The following is a 1,709-nucleotide window of genomic DNA, read 5'->3' as shown; positions in this document are numbered from 1 at the left end:
GACGGGGCGCCGGTGGCCGAGCAGCCGAACTTCGGCGGCGCGATCACCGTGCATTCCAAGGTCACCAAGGGCACCCCGGTCATCGCGGTGCGCCCGAACGCGGTCAGCGCCGAGCCGGCCCCGGCCGCCGCTGAGATCGTGCCCGTGACCTTCGCCGCCAGCGACGCCGCCAAGACCGCGAAGGTCACCGAGCGCGCGGTGGCGGACAAGGGCGAGCGGCCGGACCTGACCGAGGCGCAGATCGTCGTCTCCGGCGGCCGCGGCACCGGATCAGCCGACGGATTCAAGATCATCGAGGAACTCGCCGACGCGCTCGGCGCGGCCGTCGGCGCGTCCCGCGCGGTCACCGACGCCGGCTGGTACCCGCACCAGTTCCAGGTCGGCCAGACCGGCAAGACCGTCTCCCCCCAGCTGTACATGGCCGTCGGCATCTCCGGCGCCATCCAGCACCGGGCCGGCATGCAAACCTCCAAAACGATCATCGCGATCAACAAAGACCCCGAAGCCCCCATCTTCGAGATCGCCGACCTCGGCATCGTCGGCGACCTGTTCACCGTCGTACCCCAACTCCTGGAAGAAGTCGGCAAGCGCAAGCAGCTGTAAGCGCGGGCCGCCGCGCTCGCAGCGGGGACTAGGCTAAAGCCGCCATGAATACTAGCCCGGTCGTATACCTCGATCATGCCGCGACCACGCCGTTGCTGCCCGAGGCGATCGACGCGATGACGGAGGAACTCAGCCGGCTCGGCAACCCCTCGTCGCTGCACGATGCGGGGCGCCGTGCCCGCCGGGTGGTCGAGGAGTCGCGGGAGCAGATCGCCGAGGTGTTCGGTGCCAGGGCGAGCGAGGTGATCTTCACCAGCGGCGGCACCGAGGCGGACAACCTCGCGGTGAAGGGCCTGTTCTGGGCGCGGCGGGCGGCTGACGAGCGCCGCTGCCGGGTACTCACGACCGCGGTGGAGCACCACGCGGTGCTCGACTCCGTGCGCTGGCTCGCCACCGCCTCGGGAGCGTGCGCGGACTGGGTCGGCGTAGACGGATCCGGGCTGGTCCGGCCATCGGAGCTGCGGGAAGCGCTGGAGCGCGACCCGGGCAGCGCGGCCGTGGTGAGCATGATGTGGGCCAACAACGAGGTCGGCGCCGTGCAGCCGATCGCGGCGCTGGCCGAGGTGGCGCACGAGTTCGGCGTGCCGTTCCACACCGACGCGGTGCAGGCGGCCGCGCAGCTGCCGGTCGACTTCGCCGCGTCCGGCGTGGACGCCATGACCGTGACCGGGCACAAGCTGGGCGGCCCGGTCGGGGCCGGGGCGCTGATCCTGGGCCGTGGCATGGCGCCGGTGCCGGTGCTGCACGGCGGCGGCCAGGAACGCGACATCAGGTCGGGCACCCTGGACGCGCCCGCGATCCGGGCGTTCGCGGTCGCGGCGGTGGTTAGCGCGGAGCGGCGGGTCACTGAGGCCAAGCGGCTGGCGGCGCTGCGGGACGACCTCATCCGCCAAGTGCTCGCCGTCGTCCCCGACGCGATCCTGAACGGCCCGCCGCCAGGCCCGGAGCGGCTGCCGGCCAACGCGCACTTCTCATTCCCCGGCTGTGAGGGCGACGCACTGCTGCTCCTGCTCGACGCGCGGCGCATCGCCTGCTCCACCGGTTCCGCGTGCACCGCCGGGGTGGCGGAGCCGAGCCACGTGCTGCTCGCCATGGGCGCCGACGAG

2 protein-coding genes are annotated in these 1,709 nt (G+C 72.6%); both read left to right on the top strand.

Features of this window, described 5'->3' with window-relative positions; translation table 11 throughout:
- Positions 1–603, top strand: a 603-nt coding sequence (locus tag WA805_RS13080) for an electron transfer flavoprotein subunit alpha/FixB family protein (RefSeq protein WP_425242464.1), incomplete at its 5' end; no start/stop codon positions are given.
- Between the two features lie 44 nt (positions 604–647).
- On the top strand, positions 648–1,709 hold a 1,062-nt coding region (locus WA805_RS13075; protein ID WP_425242463.1), incomplete at its 3' end, for a cysteine desulfurase family protein.

The sequence above is a fragment of the Trebonia sp. genome (genome assembly GCF_049794275.1).
In the GTDB taxonomy this organism is placed as follows: Bacteria; Actinomycetota; Actinomycetes; order Streptosporangiales; family Streptosporangiaceae; genus Trebonia.
The sequence above is the reverse complement of the archived record's forward strand: the minus strand, read 5'-3'. Positions and strand labels throughout refer to the sequence as shown.